This window comes from Methanothermobacter wolfeii (assembly GCF_025397995.1).
Classification (GTDB): Archaea; Methanobacteriota; Methanobacteria; order Methanobacteriales; family Methanothermobacteraceae; genus Methanothermobacter; species Methanothermobacter wolfei.
Genome location: NZ_CP104550.1, coordinates 481,285 through 497,997, shown reverse-complemented (window position 1 = coordinate 497,997; position 16,713 = coordinate 481,285). Strand labels below are relative to the sequence as shown.

Genomic DNA, 16,713 nt, shown 5'->3' with positions numbered 1-16,713 from the left:
CGGGGATGGTAAGTGAAACAGAACCTGAAGTCCTGGCAATTTCCGCAACAATGACATTCAACATAGGCCATGTGAAGGAAATAATAGATAAGGTAAGGGAACTTGATCCGGAACCGGCTGTAATGGTAGGAGGCTATCCCTTCAACATCGACACTTCCCTCTGGAAAAAGGTTGGTGCCGATATGCATGCAGTTAACGCATCAGGAGCAGTGAAGGTGGCTGAGGAGTTCCTAGAAGTCGGATGAGATTCCAGGTTCAGAAAAAATGGTTAAAACGGGTGCTCTAATCACGAGACCCCTTAAACCCTTGGTTATGCTATGCGCCGGTTAAAAAAAAGGTGAGATCTATGGTAGATGTTAAAGGACTTTTCCTGATCATGGACCATGGCGGCATCATTGAGAAAATTGTAAACTATGGGGTAAATATTCCGCTGCAAAGGGGCTCTTTTCTTAATATACTTGACACTGCATGTCATGAAAAGGCCTCAAGATTTATAAATGAGATCAGAAATAAAAAAGCGGCCTATGACTGGGAAATGAACTTGAAAAACCTTGAAATGTATCATTTTTCCGGTTTCAGTGACGGAGAAAGGATTTATGTTGCTGGTTCGCCTGAAAGGGAGGGTATGATAAAGATATACCGTGCAGTTGAGATTGATGCGCCGTGGAGGGGTGGTTTAACGCCCTCAAAAAAGGCAGATGTCAATATTGAACTTTTCAATGAACTCACAAGACTGAACAATGAGCTTTCAGCAGCACGAAGAGAACTCTTAAAGAAGAATACTGAACTTGAAAGGACCCTTAAAGAAAAGGAAATGCTTCTGAGGGAAATAAATCACAGGGTCAAGAACAACCTCATGATCATATCAAGCCTCCTGAACCTGCAGTCAAGGTATGTGAAGGATCTTGATGATCTCATGCTCTTCAAGGAGGCCCAGGCAAAGGCCAGATCCATGGCCCTCCTCCATGAGAGACTCTACCGTTCAGGAAAACATAAGAGAGTTGAATTCGGAGAGTACCTCCGGGGACTTTTAAAGGACCTCTATTACAGCTTCACTCATGAAAAGAAGCTTAAGCTTGAAACTCATATAGATGATGCTGAACTTGATATAAACACCGTTGTTCCGCTGGTCCTTATATTGAATGAACTATTCACAAATGCTGTGAAACATGCTTTTCCAGGTGAATCTGAGGGAACGGTGAGCGTATCATTTAAGAGGATGAATGGAACCTACAGGCTTGAATTTAAGGATGATGGTGTTGGGCTGCCGGAAGGTTTTGACTGGGAGACCTCATCGACAATGGGGATGCGGATCATAAAGAGCCTCGCAGAACAGTTAAACGCTAATTTAAACGTTAAATCTGATAACGGGACCTGCTTCTCCATTGAATTCAGGGACTGGAAATGTTGAGTATCTTCCACGTTCAGGAGCCGCATGAAAAATAAATTAATATGAAATCATAATCTTTAGAAGATAACCCTGAAGGAACAGTTAACATGGTTGGAAGCGTTTATATAATCGCGGTCCGTGCATTGATTGAGGACAGTGAAGGGAGGATTCTCCTTATAAAAAGATCATCAAACTCCAAGACAAACCCCTCAACATGGGAACTGCCTGGAGGTAAGGTGGGTGCGGGTGAATCCATTGAGGAGGCCCTTAAAAGGGAGGTGAAGGAGGAGACAGGCCTTGAAATTACTCCCCACCAGGTTGTGGGTGTTGCTGAGCAGAAGTTCCCGGTTATAAATGCTATACACATCATAATGAGGTGCGGTGCCGGTGGAGAGGTGGAACTGAGCCATGAACATGAGGGCTTTGCATGGGTTGAGCCGGGGGACATTGGCAGTTATCAGCTGGCAGACTGGCTCAAAGATTTTATGGAGAAGAACCTGAATCAAGGAACTGTTGAAGAGGATTCAGGGCTTAAAAGAATTATTGGTTTGATGAAGGGGTTCAGGAGGTGACTCAGTCAAGGGAAACCTTCCTGACCTCTATTTTGCAGGTGCCTCCGGCACAGTACTCAAAGACGTATCCACAGTTACTGCACTTTATGGCGCCTACGATTTCCTGGTCCTCAGGTATCCCTGCTTCTTTAAGCTTCTCCTTTTTCTGCGGGTATTTAACTGTTGAAACATCCTTATCCACAGCTCCGCACTCAGGGCATGGTTTCTTCAGATCCTCGACCCTCATAACATCACCTGTTCGTATTCTATAAAACAATATGTACCTTCCATCATATAAAGGTTCACATACAGATAACACTACGGTGATAGATATGGAAGTCCTTGAAGCCATAAAGACAAGACGCAGCATAAGGAAGTACCAGGAAAGGGATGTGCCCGATGAACTCCTGCAAAGGGTCCTTGAGGCTGGGATGTGTGGACCATCAGCAGTGGACCAGCGGCCCTGGCACTTCCTGGTGGTAAGGGATAAGGAGATGCTCAGGAAGATCCCGGAGGTGCACCCCTACGGTGCAATGGTGAAGGACGCACCGGTTGCAATAATAGTATGCTGCGATACAAGGCTTGAAAGGTTCCCTGGTTTCTGGGTACAGGACTGCTCAATCGCATCACAGAACATCCTCCTTGCAGCCCACTCCCTGGGACTTGGAGCAGTATGGACAGGAGTATACCCCCTTGAGGACCGTGTTGAGGGTATAAGGAAGCTCTTCGGGATACCGGACCATATCATCCCCTTCTCAGTAATACCCATCGGATACCCTGCAGAAGACCCGGGTAAAAGGGACCTCTTCGACCCCGACAGAATACACCATGAAAAATGGTAGTTAAACTCCAAGCTTTAGATGATCATGGAATATGATAGATAAAGAAACCTCAAATGACCCATAATGGTATCTGATATCTGCACAGATTCAGTGGTCGGCAGGTTAAAAAGGGACCGCAAGAGATTTGAAAAAGAAGTAGGATAATTCAGCACATCAGGTGAAATTATGAAGAAGATAATTCTAGGATTGCCAAAGGGTAGTTTGAATAATGTTAACAGGGGTAACACCTACAGGCTCTTCACAGACGCCGGCTATGAAGTTAAGGGATATGAGCCCGGCCGTGAGGAGAACGAGATTGAGATAACAAATGACCCCGAGATAAAGGCCTATCTTACAAGGCCCCAGAGCGCCCCCGTTGAACTGAACCGCGGGATGCTTGATATTGCAATAATAGGAGAGGACTGGGTCCGGGAAGAGTCCATAAACAGTGGTGATGAAAGCATAAAAAAGATAGGTGACCTTGACTATGGCCAGACAAGGCTCATAGTTGCCGTGCCCATGGACGACCCCTACAGTTCCCTCGAGGATTTCTTCCTGGAAAACAGGGAACGTGAAACCCCGATACTCTGCTTCACAGAGTACCCCAACCTGACAAGGGACTTCTTCATGAAGAACCCCGGCTACAGGGAGGTCTTCGGTGACAGCATCCCCGTGGTTCAGATAAGGGGACTCCGGGACGGTGACAATGAGATGGTCCAGATAATAAACTCAGACGGTGCAACCGAGGTCTACATCGCCAAGGGCGCCGACCTCATAGTGGACAACACCCAGACAGGCAGCAGCCTACGAAAGGCGGGTCTCAAGATAATAGACACCATAATGGAGTCAAGCGCAGGCCTGTATGCTGGTCCATCATGCACCGGTGAAAAACTGGAGAAAGCCAAGATGATATTCAAGCAGCTCTACGGGGCGACCAAAGCCCGGAAGTACTTTGATGTTAAGTTCAACATAGCAAACCACAGGGCCGGTGATGTGGCTGAATTCCTTGTATCTAAGGGTTACTGTTCAGACGAACCAACAGTTGTAAGTGGCAGTGAATTCTCACAGATAAACGTCCTCATAGAAAAGAACAGATTTCCTGAGATGCTCGAAGAGATAAAGGGATTCGGTGCATCGGCCATAGTCAGGGAAAACGTGAAACAGTACATAGAATAGTTAAATATGGGGTGTGGATGTGCTGAACTTACAGATCCCCACCCTCAATTGAAAATTTTTCATTAAAAGGTGTATAAAATAAAAAATTTACTCTGAAGCCCTCTCTTTTTTGAGGATGCTGTTGAGTGACCTCAGCAGTTCAAGGTCCTCCTCAGAGTCTAAACTTGCTGTCTTGTTCTTGCTCCCACAGTGGGGACATATCTCGTTTCCATCAATCCATGGTTCACCACATATCATGCACTTCTGTTCTATCTCAGGAACCAAATTATCACCATTCCAGTAGATCAGAAAAAAATCTGGACTTAAATGTAGACCCTCATCTTATATAACATTTTCTGAAAAACTATTTTAGAATTATGAAAGATAATATCAGTTCAGCTGATAGCTTGCAGCTGAACAAAATTTTTCTTCTTGCAGCTGGTATATTAATTTTTTCAGTGGCGATAGGTGATGTCAGCGCAACGGAGATATTCCTCACCTCAGACTGCATATCCTGTAATAAAACATGTGACGTTGAAAGCCTCAACATCATAGCTGAATCCATAGAAAAACAGAGCGAGCACACTGTCAAAGTGGACCCCCTCGCCCCGAAGCCTGGTGAATGGGGAAGAGCCGTGTCCAGTGCACCTGATAATGGCGTGGCGATTTATCTTGCAGCCTCCTGTCCAGGGGCAATGATGGAGGTTGCTAAGCTTGCCAGCGTATCCTCAAAGGGCGTCATATTCATCAATACAGCAGCCTCGACCTTAAAAAAACCCCTTTCATTAGAAGGGCATGGGATGATAACTTCTCAAACAAGTACTTTGCAGGTATAAAGGACCCCTACAGGTTCCTTACATCTGCAGGTGTGATGATAATACAGCCCAATGTTGACTGTCCTCATGGGTCCTGGGAGGATAAGTGCCGGTTCATAGCATCTGAGATAATCAGGATACTCTACGAGAAGCCTGCAATTACATCATGCAATGGAAGGTTCTATAACACCCAGCTGATAGCATACCACAGCGTTGACCCTGCAAGGATGGCTGTGGTGGCTGATGGATATACAGGACAATCCGTTCCGGAAGAAACTGAAGAGTAGTTACTATGGCTACAGCCCCCATAAATTCCTCCTCATGGTCACAGAATATATGAACGGACCCATAAGGCCCCTGAATGTTAAAGGACCCCTTAACCCCCGTGTAAAAACCACCTTCAGGGGGTTACATCTCAAGAAAGGAATACCGAAGCATTGCAAGAAACATTAACAGTTACATGAGGAGGTATCTCAGGGCCCCCCCGCTACATAAAGCTCGGTGAAAAGGTAATGGGCTACAGGACGCTCCTCAAGATGTACTCTGGGATTGTAAAAACCCACACGTCCCATAAGAGGATGCAGCTCCCATCTTCAGTAAAAATCCAAATTCTTTATTTTCATTTTTTTAGACTGCTGAATCCCATGAGACACTATCTCCCCAAGGAAAAAATCCATTTCATGTTATACCCTGCCAACAGGGGCCATGTAGATGGCAAACTCGTCATCACCGTCAACGCCAAGGACCTCATCAAGGTACTCCTGGTCATAGGCTCCAACAGCACATGTACCCACCCCTATGGCCTCACATGCAAGGTAGAGGTTCTGGCAGACGTGACCCGCGTCCATGAGTATCACCCTGTGGGCTGCAAGGCCATACCTCCACTCCATCCGGTAGGGTACGGTGGTCCATATGAATGTGACAGCAGATTCACCCGTGAACCTCTGATGGAAGGAAGCCTCAATTATCCTCTCTGAGAGCCCTTCATCACGGTATTCAACCATCAACCTGTGTGTTGATGGGATGTACCTGTAAAGTCCCTGATCCAGTCCATCAACATTGAAGACTGCAAGGTAGGTTTCGAAGGTGTGTCTGCATCCCGCAGAAGGCACGTTCCTGAAGGCCGTGTTACCGGATACCATCCTTATCCCCTGTGTTGCCCATAGAAGGAATGAGAGTTCCTCAAGGGATACTGGGGCGTCCCTGTAGCTTCTTCTGCTCATCCTGTTCCTTATGCAGCTTACGATGTTAACGTCAATGACCTCGGCCCAGTCACGGACCGGGAGATCGATAAGCTCTGCATCGGATGGCACCGGTTTTTCAAATGGTGGTGCCTCAACACCCATGCTCTGTGGCGTCCTTGAGAAATCTATTCTTTTCCTTATACTGTCCTTGAGGAAGTAGCGGTTCCTTTCAATTTCATTCAAGTCAAGTCACCTCCAGTCAACATGCAGGGACTCTCAAATTGATCCATGTCTGACTAAACCTTTACAAGGATCTCATTTTTCCTCATAAACCCTGGTACAGCAGGGTGGTTGTACTGCGCCACTATGAATCTTGACCCTGGCTCAATGGAATTTTTCCTGAGCCACTCCCTGAGTTCAGCTATCTTCTCCCGTGCCATCCTGCTGTTAACCCTGCCTGAAAACCTGTAGGCTGCCATGCGCTGATTCCTCTCCTCCCTGAAGCTTATACGATCATCCACCGGTTCCGGGAGTGTTTCAAGGGTATATTTTGATGGCATGGTAAATGATATCCTGTAGGTGCCCTCCTCCACATCATCAGGGACCTCCTCTGTAACAGGGACTGCCATGGGTATCCTCTCAGAGGAGCCCCTCTCAACAATGGTCACCGGTGATGTCATAGGGAGTTCCTCCTTCCTCCTGTTGTTCCCGAATATGTAATCTGCAAGTATTGAAAAACCCTTCAGCAGGGCATCCCTGAAATCCCCCTCAACATCAACCTGGGCCAGTATGTATCCAGGGTAGAGTCTTACTTCAAATTCTCCATCCTTCACTTCAACATGATAATCCGGACTCTCGGTCAAGATACAGCCCCCCATTATGATATTTTATATATCCCTCCCCATATATCTAGTTACATGATGTGGATAGTGCATGCATACTGTGATCTCTGCATGGCAAAACACCCTACCATATGGGTGACAGGATAGAGGAGTGTCCATGTGGAGGCGGTTACGTTGTTGAGGAGATAATAGAGGTCTGAAAATGAATTTAGAGGAAATTCTGGCAGAATGTCCTGTCTGCGGGTGCCGGGACAAGGTTGTTAAGAGGAGATTCATGGATGAACATAAATCCAGGACATCCATGAAGGAGATCGTCTGTGAAAAGTGCGGCCATGTCTTTGAGACTGCAGATTAGGTGATCCCATGGCGTTTCATGTTATGATCATCCCATCCATGAACTGCCCCTCCGACTGCAGTTACTGCTGGGGCGTGGACCGTGACTCAAAGGTCATGGACATTGAAACCATAAGGGATACCGTTGAATGGCTCCGTGGATTCAGGGATGAACCTGCAACCTTCACCTTCCATGGAGGGGAACCCCTCCTTGTAGGTTACGATTTCTACCGTGAGGCCCTCAGGCTCATATCAGAGGAGCTCTCATTTCTAAGACCTGCCTTCGCCATACAGACGAACCTCTGGCTCATGACAGATGAACTGGCAGAACTCTTTGCAGAGTACAGCATACCCATAGGTTCAAGTCTTGACGGACCTGAAGAGCTCAACGACTTCCAGAGGGGTGAAGGATACTTTAAGAAGACCATGAGGGGCTATGAAATAGCAAAGAGGCACGGCCTGAAGGTCAGCTTCATAAGCACATTCACATCCTATTCAATAAAGAGGAAGGAGGAGGTCTTCAACTTCTTCCTTGAGAACCGGATGAACATGAAGCTCCACCCGGCCCTCCCCTCCCTTAAAAGTGAGGATCCTGAGGAGTGGGCTATAGGTGCAGAGGAGTACGGTGAACTTCTCCTCTACCTCCTTGATGAGTACCTTGAACACTTCCATGAGATTGAGATACAGAACATTGACCATTTTGCCAAGAGTTCCTTCTTAAGGCGCGGAGTCGTATGCACCCATGCAGACTGCATCGGCAACACCTTCGCGGTGGACCCATACGGCGACATATACCCCTGCTACCGCTTTGTTGGGATGAAGGAGTACATAATGGGTAACGTGTCTGACAGGCCCTCCATGGAGGAACTGGAGGAAAGTGAAGCCCTTAAATCCCTTTATCAATGGAGGGGGCTTGTTGATGAGGAATGCGGGGACTGCGAGTTCTACAGGTTCTGTCTTGGCGGCTGCCCCTACAATGCCGTGACCATAGAGGACGGGAGGATGAGGATTGATGGTGTTGACCACCAGTGCGAGGCCTAGAGGATGATCTTCACCGAAATCAACAGGAGGGCTAACCGGGAATTTCTTGAGTCAGGGATCCTTGGAGGAGAGAAAAAGAAGAGAGGACATGGGGTCCTCGATATAATGATGAAATAAGGGTCTTAAAATCAAAAAAAAGGAAGCCCTTGATATGAGGCATTCCCTTAAAACAGGTTTCAGTTTTTGGTCTCACCTCGGCCATAATAACAACCCTTGGCCTTATGGTTGGACTGCACTCAGGAACCCATTCAAGACTTGCGGTTATCGGAGGGGTTCTGACGGTAGCAGTAGCGGATGCCTTCTCAGATGCCCTTGGAATACACATTGCTGAGGAGGCCGAGGATAAACATACACACCTGGAGGTCTGGGAGTCCACCATCGCAACCTTTGTAACAAAGTTCTTCTTTGCAATCAACCTTCATTATCCCTGTCCTTCTCCTGGCCCTTCATGCTGCCATTATTGTATCTGTAATCTGGGGATTGGTCCTTCTGGGTGTTCTAAGTGTTCATATTGCCCGTTCGCAGAACGCCCCTGTGATCCGGGTCCTTGGTGAGCACCTGGTAATGGCCATCATCCTGATAATAATAACACATTACACAGGAGACTGGATCTCCTCAACCTTCGGTTGATTATAAATTAAAAAGGGACTATATGAACCAAGAATAACTCAAAAGCTAGAAGTATCCGATAGAGTTCATTATCTCCCTGTATGACAGGCCGCATGCCATGTCCAGGGCATCGCTGATGTATCTGTCATCACCCTCAAGGACCCATTTCCTCCAGAGAATGGCTGCCTCTTCATGAGTTTCGCCCTCGGTGTAAGCCATTCCTGGTTTGATCATCATCGCCCTCAGTTCATAGAGGGTGTGGAAGTAGCGACTGGACCCGCCTGATGTGTGGGGACCGCATACGCCATCGGATATGTAGTGGCTTGCAACACCAAAACAGTAGCTGGCATACCTGTAGTTGCCTGACTCGTAACTGATTTTTCCCTGGTTTAACCAGAAACTGGCCTTCTGGGTAGTGTAGGGATAGGTGTGGTATTTAAAATCAAAGAATACTGTGTCGGGGTCATCTGCACCGTTCTTCATCTCATCAAGGCTGAGCTTTGACCTTACATCTTCAGGCATTGCATGGTAGACGCTCTCTGCGATTTCATGGTGATTTTTTATGGACCATGCATGTGCACCCTGAATCTGGGACGCTGCAAGAATAAGGACTGCGGCTAGAATGATGAATCTCATCTTAACCTCAGTGAATTTAATAAAAATTATTTTAAAAAGAGTTGGCTCTTCGGTTATATAAATCTATGTGTGATAATACGTTCCAGGTCTTAACAGTTATACTGAATGTCTTCTTTCCACGGCGAAAGTTGAAAAAATACGTTCATGTTACTGGAGTTATATGAATCCATGTGCACATACATCATAAAATACGTTCAAGTTTCATGTTACCGTTGCATCTGTAGACCTCTGCGGCAACTCCAAAGGCCTCTATACGTGTCCTTACTGAATCAACTGACCTCTGGGGGCTATGATCCAGAATCTTTTTCCATCGGTGCTTGCGAATCTTTTCCATTTTCTCATATCAGGATCATCAGTCAGGATCTCAACTATTATCTCATCAGCACCATTTAATGCGTGGACATCAGGCATGAACCCCTTAAGGGTTCTTGGCCTTATTTTCTTCTTGCCGTTATTTATCTTCACATCGTATCCCCTGCTCCTGAGGTGTTCTGTAACTGTTCCTAAAATATTAAGGTATTCTGAATCCATCTTATTGTAGTTTAAAGGTTTTTTAAACATTTCAGGCCCCTTAAGTCTTTTTCCGGTTTCAGTTTTATTATACTTTAAAGGTTTTTTAAACATTTCAGGCCCCTTAAGTTTTTTCAGACAGAATCCTGAAGAATTCTTTCTGAACATTGTATATAGTATTGTCGAAGGTTGTATAAATACTTATAGGGTTCTGGGTTTATGATACAAAAACTATATATGTATCCAGATTATAGTAAATATTGGTGATTTTGATGGGTGTGCTTGATGATGAAACCATTAAGATGAGGTACATTGAACTTGTCAGGAAGGGGATAATCGAAGGGGATGAATGCGCCTCCTATGCAAACAAGGAGGATTTGAAGCCGTGCATGAAGCGAAAGGTGGCTGAATTCGATGACTTCTTTGTACCCGGCACCGTCCTTATAAGTGAAAAGGCATCCTACAGGCTGAGGGTCGGGTACCCTATGGAATGAACCCTTCATTTTTAACTTAATTCCCCAGCATTAAATTCTTTTTTACCTGGAAAAATCGCACTCCAGAGGTTATGAAAGCTCTGGAATCCTTTAATAACTGCAGTAACCGGACAGAAAACCTCTAATCATATGCTGGCAGGCATTCTTTCACTCCCCTGGAAGTGTTCATATTATTACAAGTTTACCTGCATCCGTAATGAAATACCTGTCAAACATCTCTGACTGCTTTACAAGTCCCATCTCAATTAGCCCCGCAAGGTGTTTGTAGACCATTGCCCTTGAAATTCCAACTTCCCTTGATATCAGGACCGCATTCAGGCTTTCATTTTCAAGGGCCTCAAGTATCCTAAGTTTAGTATCAGATATATCGAGCTTCAGGGGCGGCATTCTCACTGCAGAGTCAGCAAAGCATGTGTAAACAGCGTCGACACATTCCCTGTAGCCTATAAACGAAAGGATGCTACCGAGACCGCTTCCATCAGCCGCCACATAAACCTCCCCATGTTTTTTAGCGCCCCTGATAACTTCAGAAATCTTTTTAGCCGCTTTAACAGGGTTCTGTGTGCCAATTACAATCACACCTCCCTTTATGAACTTCTCAAGGCATGAATCATTGAAATTTTCAGACTGGACAGATATCAGGCCATCGATCTGGGTCTTCATTGCAGCATCAAAGAGGCACCTTCCCCGCAGGTTACTTACAAGGGTCTTCATTATAACCACCATAGACTATTCTCATTATAATGTATAATATTCTCTTTATCATATTTATCCTTATACCCCATGTTTTCAGAAATGGGAATCCTTAAATTATGATGATTTGAAGATGTTTCATTAAAGAGCAAAAATAACAGGGGATGTTAGATGACTGTTCAGGAATTGAAAATTGCCGGTGATGACCTATCAACAAGGGACATCAACAGAAAGATAAAGGAAGCCCTCAACGAGAACATAAGACGGTTCAGCATAGAGAGCAACGCTGAGCTTGATTCATCGTTGTGGGCATAAGGGAGGAAGCAGAATTCATCCTCAATGGAAGGTTCGGTGACTTCGTGGGAGCCCTCAACCACGGTCCAAGGATAGAGATCCACGGGAAAACCGGTAGATACGTTGGTAACAACATGACCTCCGGTGAAATAGTGGTCCATGGAAACGCCGATGACGGTGTTGGCTTCGGTACCTACAATGGAACAATAGTGGTCCATGGAGACGCCGGAGACGGCATCGGTCAGCTAAACAAGGGTGGTGTGATAATCATCGAAGGTGACATAGGAGACCTTGCAGGCCTCTACATGCTGAGCGGGGACCTTATAATAACAGGTGACGCCGGTAAAGACCTTGGTGACTGGATAATCGGCGGGAACATATACGTGGCCGGAGACTTTGAAACAGGGACAAATGCAAAGGTTGTTGAACCTGAAAAGGAGGACGTTGATAAACTTTCAGCACTCTTCAATCAGTATTCCGTGGATGCCTCACCAGAAGAATTCAAAAAGATACAGAGAAAGGAGATACGTCCCTTCTATGGATAGGTGGTTTAAATGGTGCAGATACTCTTAACAGAACCTGAAAAATGTGATGGATGTAACGAGTGCATAGAATCCTGTGAAAAGGTCCTTGGAAAGAGCGCCCTGTTCCTGAACAAGATGGACAGCGGATACCATGCAATTGTCTGCCAGCAGTGCATTGACCCATCCTGTGCAAGGGGCTGCTTCAGGGACGCCATAAAGAGGGAAAACGGCACCGTGAGTATTGACCAGGAATCCTGTGTTGGCTGCAAGCTATGCATGCTCATGTGTCCAATTGGAGCGATAACCTACACAGAGGATGGTATGGTTAAGTGTGACCAGCAGTGCATCCAGAACCCCGGCGACACCCCTGCATGTGTGGCTGCATGTGAAAAGGGCTGCCTTGAAGCCATGGACGTCATGGACTATGTGAGCGACATCCAGAGGGGCTTTGAAGTTAAAACACCGGGTTCCAGTTCAATCACACCATCATCACCATCATCAGACCTTGCAGCTGCAACACAGGGCCTCTGTGTGTTCTGCGGGACCTGTGAAATCGTATGCCCAACAGACGCCATAGAAATCGTTGATAACAGTCCTAAGATAGATAAGACAAGGTGTATAATGTGCGGATCATGCCTTGCTGCCTGTCCGGTACTCCTGCCCACAGGGGCCGGAAGCATCTGGGACCCCAGGACAATCGCGGATATCAGGTACACATCCAAGGCAGGAAAGTACGTCCTGAGGGGTTTCGGTACCGAGAGGAGGCTCCCTAACTTTGATAACATCATTATCCTCCCAGCACAGGCATCAATCCCACCGGTGGACAAGTACAGGGAACCATGTAACACCAGCGTCGTCCTGGGTGACAGGTATGCCGAGGAACCGCTGGTACTCCAGACCCCGGTACTGATTGCGGGTATGTCCTTCGGTGCCCTCAGCAAGGAGAGTAAACTGGCGATGGCCAAGGGTTCGGCCATGGTTGGTTCCTGTGCAAACACGGGTGAAGGTGGAATGCTTCCAGAGGAAAGGGAGCTTGCAGACAAGCTCATGGTGCAGTACTCCAGTGGAAGGTTCGGTGTGTCCTCTGACTACCTGAACGTCGGGGATGCCATTGAGGTTAAAATCGGACAGGGGGCGAAGCCAGGGATGGGGGGTCACCTCCTTGCAGAAAAGGTGAGCCCTGAAGTTGCCAGGATCCGTAGGATCCCCGAGGGTACAGACGCCCTCAGCCCGGCACGTTTCCTTGACGCCACAAGGGAGGGTGACCTTGCAAAGCATATAGAACTCATCAGGGAGGTCACAGACTGGAGGGTTCCGATTGTTGTGAAGCTGGGACCCGGCCGTGTATATGAGGACGTTCAGATCGCTGCAGAAGCCGGTGCAGATATAATATCCGTTGACGGTATGGAGGGAGGTACCGGTGCTGCTCCAGAGGTCGTGATTGAACATACCGGTGTACCAACACTCGCAGCCCTTGTACAGGCAGTTAACGGCCTCAATGACATCGGACTCAAGGAAGAGGTGGACCTCATAATAACCGGAGGTATAAGGAGCGGTGCAGATGTTGCCAAGGCAATGGCCATGGGTGCCGATGCCGTATACATAGGTACCGGTGCGATGATTGCCATGGGCTGCAGGGCATGCCGCATGTGCTACACAGGCAAGTGCCCCGTTGGTGTTGCAACCCAGGACCCTGTCCTCAGGAAACGCATGGACGTTGACCTTGCAGCAAGGAGGGTTGCAAATTACATAAAGTCCATGACTGAGGAGGCCAAGATGCTTGCCCAGCTTGCAGGACACGACGACATACGGAAGTTCAGTCCAGAGGACCTCCGTGCACTTGACACCAACACGGCAGCCATCACTGGTTTAAAACTCATAAACCAGTGATTCAACACCATTTTTCCGCCTCTGAAATCTTCTGCAAATAGAAACCACAAATCAAATTTTATTTTAAGGGCTTATCCATGTCTCATGGCATTGGTTCAGCAGCGTATTTTCTAGAGTGGAGTTTTATGATAAAGCATTTTGAAACAAGTCTGATGGGCTTGTGATGGTTATCCGTGATATTAGTGGAGTTTTATGATAAACCATTTTGAAACCGCATCCATAGGGACACCTTTCCTCCAGGGAGCAGAGAAAGGGCAGGGCATATCGGTTCAGTATTTGCTTTCCCATCAATTCAGGCCATCATCATGCCTGAACAGTAACTCGGCGGCGCTGGCGCTTTCTCATCAATGTAACTACAGCAATGGTATTGCCATGACGTTCATCCTCTCCCTTTTCCTGGAGGGAATGGGAACGGAGGCCGTGAAAAAATAAAATATTTAGGGTTCTGATGTCAGGTACACGTAGGTCATGGCTGCCAGGACCGCTCCAGCTATGGGTCCTATGACGTAGATGGGGAAGTACTTCCAGAGGTTTGTACCTGCAAATATCATGTCATTGAGGTATGGTCCGAAGGTACGGGCCGGGTTCAGTGAACTTCCGCTGATGTTACCCAGGGTCGTGATTATACCTGCAACCGTGAGGCCTATTATGATCCCTGCAAAGCCCTTTGGGGTCCTCTCATCCACGGCGATGCCCATTATTGTGATCATGAGAAGGAATGTTCCCACTATCTCTGCAAGGAGTGCCTGCCAGTAGCTGATTCCCGGGAACGGTGCTGTTGCACCTAGCCCTCCGACTGTGGCTGCTGCCGGACCCGCACATTGGAGGAATATGAAGCTACCGAAGGCTGCTCCCATGAGCTGTGCGATTATATAGGGCACAACATCCCTTCCCGGAAACTTCCTGACCGACCAGAGGCCGATGGTCACCGCAGGGTTTATATGGCACCCCGAGATGTTACCCATGGCATATATGCTTGCAGCTATTGCAAAACCGAATGCAAGGCCCACTGCAACCCAGTCACCGAGTCCGCCCAGCAGGCCGATGCCGATGTTGAAGGGGTTCGGGGCCGTGCCGCCGGATGCTATCATCAGGGTTATTGCTGCTGAGCCGGCACCGAAGAATACAAGGAAGAAGGTGCCTATAAACTCGGCGATGCACCTCTTTGTAAGGGATACCATCCTAGTCCTCCTTCATCACGTTATAACAGTAGGGACAGAGTATCCTTGGAAGTGTGCCCTTGACCTTCTCTGAGGGGAAGGGATAACCTCCACTCCAGATCTCAATCTCCTCCCTTATTGCGTGCTCGGTGCAGAGACCCATACCGCAGACTATGCATATTGCAACAGCATCGGTATCCTTTCCCTGCTCCGCGCAGACATAGCATTTCATATAATCACCAGAAAAAATTGATTGTGGAAGCTATACAGCTTCTCTCCACTGGCAGTGGTTGTGTCTGAAGTCCACGAGAGCTGCTCCTGCGCAGTTCTTGCATGTCCTTGCCGGTGATGCTGCACTCTCCTTGTGGAGTGCAATTATGTTGGTCATCAGGGTTGCTGTGACCGGTTCACTTGTGAGGAGACATGGATAGTCAGCAAGTCTCATCAGGGCTGAGAACCTCACTGTTATTGCGCAGGCAGGGTATGTGTAGCGCTGAGGGTTCATTATAACCTCGTTTTCGTGTATCGGTGAGAGGTCAACCTTGTAGTCACCGACCATGGGTTCAAGCGGACCCTCTGCTCCGTTAAGCATTCTCCTTGCCCTATCCAGGTGTGTCCATCCACGGTATATCATGTCCATGAAGTCACTGTTGTGGAGTTCAGCTGCAGCACCCCTTGTTGGGTAGAGCTGGACATAGTTGTGGAACCTCTTTGTGAGAAGGTCAACGACTCCTATGGCATTGAAACCGTCAAGTTCAAGTATGTACTCAACGGCGCATGCTGATGATCCCGTTGCAAGGCTCAGCACGTCATATTCACTCTTAAATGATGATACTGCGCTGTTGAGGGTGCTCTCCATGACATCGGTGGTTGCCTCGATTATGGCCATGACCACATCATCCTTGCACATGTTGTAGGTGGACTGGGCTATGTGGTGTGATATGTCACCAACGCAGTATGCAGGTACCGTGAGTATGTTGCCGTAGTGTACGCCGTCATCAATTGCGACCTTAACAGTTCCTTCCATCTCCTTCCTGTAGCGGGACATGTACTCCCTTACATCAAAGGATTCATGACCATGATCGTCCATGAGCTTTGCCTGGGCTTCAACAGGTTCCTGGTAGATGTATTTCACCATCTCTATTTCCTTCTCTGCTGCCTCTGCAGCGGTTGCCCCGTTTTCAATTTCATTTGCGAATACCTCTCCGATACCATAGGAGGTGTTCATACCCCATGATTTTGCTGAGAGGATCGCCTGCTTGTGCATTTCGGGTATGTCTGTCTCCCTGAGGATCCTGTTCACCACGTTGCTTGTGCTACCGGGCATGAGGGCGAAGTCAACCACACATGTTGGGCCATAGAATCCTCCGTACCTTCTTATTGCCTCCCTTCCTATGAGGGCCTCTGCCCTTCCTATTGCATCTATGAATGCCTCAAGGCTCTTCTCAAAGTCGCTGTCCTCGTCCCTCAGTATCTCGAGGACCACAGGTGTCTGGTAGTGTTCGACGAAGGGGTCGTCCTCTGGTCTTATGGTGTCTGTAAGGCTGTCCAGTATCTCATAGTGGGCCTTCACTGAGTTTTTGTGCAGGTTTATCACCGCCTCGCTCTGGTCTCCTGCAGCCTTCATTTCCTGCACAACGTCCAGGTAGGCCTTCGTATCCCTTATTTTAAACTCTTTTCCCCTGTTCTTTTTTATGGTCTCCACATCGGCTTTCTGGGCCATCATGGCCTCTTTTACCATTTTTTCGTACAACTCAGCCATTAGATCACC

At 47.5% G+C, this 16,713-nt stretch carries 26 protein-coding genes; 15 read left to right on the top strand and 11 right to left on the bottom strand.

The features are described from left to right. Window positions 1-5 precede the first annotated feature (5 nt). From N5910_RS02860 to N5910_RS02850, 3 genes are all read left to right on the top strand, one after another. Window positions 6-245, top strand: a complete 240-nt coding sequence (locus N5910_RS02860; RefSeq protein ID WP_261599747.1) for a cobalamin B12-binding domain-containing protein — start codon at window positions 6-8, stop codon at window positions 243-245. Between the two features lie 101 nt (window positions 246-346). Continuing rightward, entirely contained in the window at window positions 347-1,411 is a 1,065-nt protein-coding gene (locus tag N5910_RS02855; RefSeq protein WP_191216408.1) for a sensor histidine kinase, read from the top strand. Between the two features lie 86 nt (window positions 1,412-1,497). Continuing rightward, window positions 1,498-1,962: an NUDIX hydrolase gene (locus tag N5910_RS02850; protein ID WP_191216407.1), complete on the top strand. Its 465-nt coding sequence runs from the start codon at window positions 1,498-1,500 to the stop codon at window positions 1,960-1,962. 1 nt (window position 1,963) lies between these two features. Here the strand turns inward: N5910_RS02850 and N5910_RS02845 are convergent, their stop codons facing one another. Beyond that, window positions 1,964-2,188, bottom strand: a complete 225-nt coding sequence (locus N5910_RS02845) for a TIGR04165 family Cys-rich peptide (protein WP_191216406.1) — start codon at window positions 2,186-2,188, stop codon at window positions 1,964-1,966. An 85-nt stretch (window positions 2,189-2,273) separates the two neighbouring features. Between N5910_RS02845 and N5910_RS02840 the strand changes: the two genes are divergently transcribed. Then, a complete protein-coding gene (locus tag N5910_RS02840) occupies window positions 2,274-2,783 on the top strand; it encodes a nitroreductase family protein (protein ID WP_261599746.1) in 510 nt (169 codons plus the stop codon). A gap of 165 nt (window positions 2,784-2,948) precedes the next feature. Next, the gene (hisG, locus tag N5910_RS02835; protein WP_074358625.1) at window positions 2,949-3,938 is read left to right on the top strand and encodes an ATP phosphoribosyltransferase; all 990 of its coding nucleotides are present in this window, start codon (window positions 2,949-2,951) and stop codon (window positions 3,936-3,938) included. Between the two features lie 87 nt (window positions 3,939-4,025). Here the strand turns inward: hisG and N5910_RS02830 are convergent, their stop codons facing one another. After that, complete coding sequence (locus N5910_RS02830; protein ID WP_261599745.1) at window positions 4,026-4,202, bottom strand: toprim domain-containing protein; 177 nt, start codon at window positions 4,200-4,202, stop codon at window positions 4,026-4,028. Between the two features lie 92 nt (window positions 4,203-4,294). Here N5910_RS02830 and N5910_RS02825 point away from each other — a divergent pair, with 92 nt between their 5' ends. The 3 genes from N5910_RS02825 (at window position 4,295) to N5910_RS02815 (ending at window position 5,237) form a co-directional block, all read left to right on the top strand. Then, window positions 4,295-4,753 carry a hypothetical protein gene (locus N5910_RS02825; RefSeq protein ID WP_074358624.1) on the top strand — a complete coding sequence of 153 codons (459 nt, stop codon included), beginning with the start codon at window positions 4,295-4,297 and terminating at the stop codon, window positions 4,751-4,753. Window positions 4,754-4,788: 35 nt separating this feature from the next. Beyond that, window positions 4,789-5,019 carry a hypothetical protein gene (locus tag N5910_RS02820; RefSeq protein WP_238337965.1) on the top strand — a complete coding sequence of 77 codons (231 nt, stop codon included), beginning with the start codon at window positions 4,789-4,791 and terminating at the stop codon, window positions 5,017-5,019. Window positions 5,020-5,144: 125 nt separating this feature from the next. Next, window positions 5,145-5,237 carry a hypothetical protein gene (locus tag N5910_RS02815; protein ID WP_074359716.1) on the top strand — a complete coding sequence of 31 codons (93 nt, stop codon included), beginning with the start codon at window positions 5,145-5,147 and terminating at the stop codon, window positions 5,235-5,237. A 178-nt stretch (window positions 5,238-5,415) separates the two neighbouring features. Here N5910_RS02815 and N5910_RS02810 read toward each other — a convergent pair whose 3' ends face one another. After that, a complete protein-coding gene (locus tag N5910_RS02810) occupies window positions 5,416-6,159 on the bottom strand; it encodes a SagB/ThcOx family dehydrogenase (protein ID WP_074358622.1) in 744 nt (247 codons plus the stop codon). Window positions 6,160-6,212: 53 nt separating this feature from the next. Further along, window positions 6,213-6,779: an SOUL family heme-binding protein gene (locus N5910_RS02805; RefSeq protein WP_074358621.1), complete on the bottom strand. Its 567-nt coding sequence runs from the start codon at window positions 6,777-6,779 to the stop codon at window positions 6,213-6,215. A gap of 181 nt (window positions 6,780-6,960) precedes the next feature. Here N5910_RS02805 and N5910_RS02800 point away from each other — a divergent pair, with 181 nt between their 5' ends. Next, complete coding sequence (locus tag N5910_RS02800) at window positions 6,961-7,113, top strand: TIGR04165 family Cys-rich peptide (protein WP_084531153.1); 153 nt, start codon at window positions 6,961-6,963, stop codon at window positions 7,111-7,113. An 8-nt stretch (window positions 7,114-7,121) separates the two neighbouring features. Continuing rightward, complete coding sequence (locus tag N5910_RS02795) at window positions 7,122-8,132, top strand: TIGR04083 family peptide-modifying radical SAM enzyme (RefSeq protein ID WP_261599744.1); 1,011 nt, start codon at window positions 7,122-7,124, stop codon at window positions 8,130-8,132. Window positions 8,133-8,163: 31 nt separating this feature from the next. Here N5910_RS02795 and N5910_RS02790 read toward each other — a convergent pair whose 3' ends face one another. The 3 genes from N5910_RS02790 to N5910_RS02780 all read right to left on the bottom strand — a co-directional run bounded on the left by N5910_RS02790 (window position 8,164) and on the right by N5910_RS02780 (window position 10,055). Further along, window positions 8,164-8,547: a hypothetical protein gene (locus N5910_RS02790; RefSeq protein ID WP_261599743.1), complete on the bottom strand. Its 384-nt coding sequence runs from the start codon at window positions 8,545-8,547 to the stop codon at window positions 8,164-8,166. A 260-nt stretch (window positions 8,548-8,807) separates the two neighbouring features. Further along, window positions 8,808-9,377, bottom strand: coding sequence for a zinc dependent phospholipase C family protein (locus N5910_RS02785; protein WP_074358620.1), 570 nt, complete (start codon window positions 9,375-9,377; stop codon window positions 8,808-8,810). A 261-nt stretch (window positions 9,378-9,638) separates the two neighbouring features. Then, on the bottom strand, window positions 9,639-10,055 hold the full coding sequence (locus N5910_RS02780; RefSeq protein WP_261599742.1) for a hypothetical protein: 417 nt from the start codon (window positions 10,053-10,055) through the stop codon (window positions 9,639-9,641). A gap of 104 nt (window positions 10,056-10,159) precedes the next feature. Here N5910_RS02780 and N5910_RS02775 point away from each other — a divergent pair, with 104 nt between their 5' ends. Beyond that, on the top strand, window positions 10,160-10,381 hold the full coding sequence (locus tag N5910_RS02775) for a hypothetical protein (protein WP_074358619.1): 222 nt from the start codon (window positions 10,160-10,162) through the stop codon (window positions 10,379-10,381). Window positions 10,382-10,546: 165 nt separating this feature from the next. Here N5910_RS02775 and N5910_RS02770 read toward each other — a convergent pair whose 3' ends face one another. After that, window positions 10,547-11,095, bottom strand: coding sequence for an ArsR family transcriptional regulator (locus N5910_RS02770; RefSeq protein WP_074358618.1), 549 nt, complete (start codon window positions 11,093-11,095; stop codon window positions 10,547-10,549). Window positions 11,096-11,245: 150 nt separating this feature from the next. Here N5910_RS02770 and N5910_RS02765 point away from each other — a divergent pair, with 150 nt between their 5' ends. The 4 genes from N5910_RS02765 to N5910_RS02750 all read left to right on the top strand — a co-directional run bounded on the left by N5910_RS02765 (window position 11,246) and on the right by N5910_RS02750 (window position 14,214). Continuing rightward, on the top strand, window positions 11,246-11,389 hold the full coding sequence (locus N5910_RS02765) for a hypothetical protein (RefSeq protein ID WP_261599741.1): 144 nt from the start codon (window positions 11,246-11,248) through the stop codon (window positions 11,387-11,389). Beyond that, window positions 11,380-11,913 (top strand): GltB/FmdC/FwdC-like GXGXG domain-containing protein, encoded by a 534-nt coding sequence (locus tag N5910_RS02760; protein WP_261599740.1) that lies wholly within the window; start codon window positions 11,380-11,382, stop codon window positions 11,911-11,913. The genes N5910_RS02765 and N5910_RS02760 overlap by 10 nt, the downstream gene beginning before the upstream one ends. Before the next feature lie 9 nt (window positions 11,914-11,922). Next, entirely contained in the window at window positions 11,923-13,782 is a 1,860-nt protein-coding gene (locus N5910_RS02755; RefSeq protein ID WP_261599739.1) for a glutamate synthase-related protein, read from the top strand. Window positions 13,783-13,974: 192 nt separating this feature from the next. Further along, window positions 13,975-14,214 carry a hypothetical protein gene (locus N5910_RS02750; RefSeq protein WP_261599738.1) on the top strand — a complete coding sequence of 80 codons (240 nt, stop codon included), beginning with the start codon at window positions 13,975-13,977 and terminating at the stop codon, window positions 14,212-14,214. A gap of 5 nt (window positions 14,215-14,219) precedes the next feature. On the opposite strand, the gene N5910_RS02745 is transcribed toward N5910_RS02750, so the two are convergent. Genes N5910_RS02745 through N5910_RS02735 form a run of 3 tightly spaced genes read right to left on the bottom strand, consistent with a single transcriptional unit; the run spans window position 14,220 to window position 16,704 of the window. After that, window positions 14,220-14,963 (bottom strand): MIP/aquaporin family protein, encoded by a 744-nt coding sequence (locus tag N5910_RS02745; protein ID WP_261599737.1) that lies wholly within the window; start codon window positions 14,961-14,963, stop codon window positions 14,220-14,222. Between the two features lies 1 nt (window position 14,964). Continuing rightward, window positions 14,965-15,174, bottom strand: coding sequence for a DUF2180 family protein (locus N5910_RS02740; RefSeq protein ID WP_261599736.1), 210 nt, complete (start codon window positions 15,172-15,174; stop codon window positions 14,965-14,967). 30 nt (window positions 15,175-15,204) lie between these two features. Then, window positions 15,205-16,704, bottom strand: coding sequence for a DUF2193 domain-containing protein (locus N5910_RS02735; RefSeq protein WP_261599735.1), 1,500 nt, complete (start codon window positions 16,702-16,704; stop codon window positions 15,205-15,207). Window positions 16,705-16,713: the final 9 nt, after the last annotated feature.